Raw genomic sequence first — 829 nt, 5'->3', positions numbered from 1 at the left:
GAACCTGACCGATCGCGCCGCCGTTCACCTCCGAGAGCACCGAGGCGTCGAAGCCGACGTCGGTTTCGCACCCGGGGCGGAACCGACCCTGTGATCGAAAAGCCGTTGCGTCTGAGGAGTAGGGGCCTCCTATACTCCTCGCGTGTTGGATACGTCGAACCACATCCACGTTTCGTCCGTGCTCAACCGGCAGTCGATCGCACAGCATGGCCTGGACTGGGTCCGGATGGGCGCGGCACCGGGAATCGCCGGCAGCCACCGCCCTGAGGTGGAGGGGATCTTCGTCTGTCGGGGCGAGGAGGAAGCAGAGTTCTTCCTTCAGATCAACAACACCCGTGGGCCGGTTGATCTCTGGTCCGTGGAGGGCGTCGATGAGGGGTTGCTCCTCGACAACGGCAACGGATTCGTCTACCTCCCCGACCGCATACCAGCCGCGCGAGTCCGTCTCGTGCGATCGGACGTTCCTCCGCCACGTGGTTTTTGACTTCGCTCTCGGCGAATGCGGGGGTTGCAGCTGAGGGGCCAGGGGCGTCAGCGCCTGACGGCTGCAGGTCAGCCGCCGCCGGGTGCCGATCTGCCAGCCCCCGCCGCAGCAGCCGCAGTGCGGAAGTGGAATCGGCAAGATCCGCCAGCAACCGTGTTTTCGCGCAGAAAGCGCCTTCCGCCTGGACCATCAGAACCCCTCGACAAGGTTCATCGTCCCAGCGCAGAAGGCACTTTCGTGTCTTCGCCCCGCATCCGGTCTCGCCTCCGACCGAAGGCGGCGGGGGAACGCAGGTCACCGGCGCCTGGAACGACCTCACGCTCGCCAACAACATCATCTACAACC

At 65.1% G+C, this 829-nt stretch carries 2 protein-coding genes; both read left to right on the top strand.

Translation table 11 applies throughout. The features are described 5' to 3' along the window. Positions 1-142: 142 nt before the first annotated feature. Entirely contained in the window at positions 143-484 is a 342-nt protein-coding gene (locus tag TN53_RS41265; protein WP_046264026.1) for a hypothetical protein, read from the top strand. A gap of 125 nt (positions 485-609) precedes the next feature. Then, positions 610-829 (top strand): hypothetical protein (locus TN53_RS48840; RefSeq protein ID WP_234441842.1); only part of this gene is annotated, 220 nt, incomplete at its 3' end.

This window comes from Streptomyces sp. WM6386, from assembly GCF_000972385.1.
Taxonomy (GTDB): Bacteria; Actinomycetota; Actinomycetes; order Streptomycetales; family Streptomycetaceae; genus Streptomyces.
Note: the sequence above shows the minus strand (reverse complement) of the source record. Positions and strands in the feature narration are given on the sequence as shown.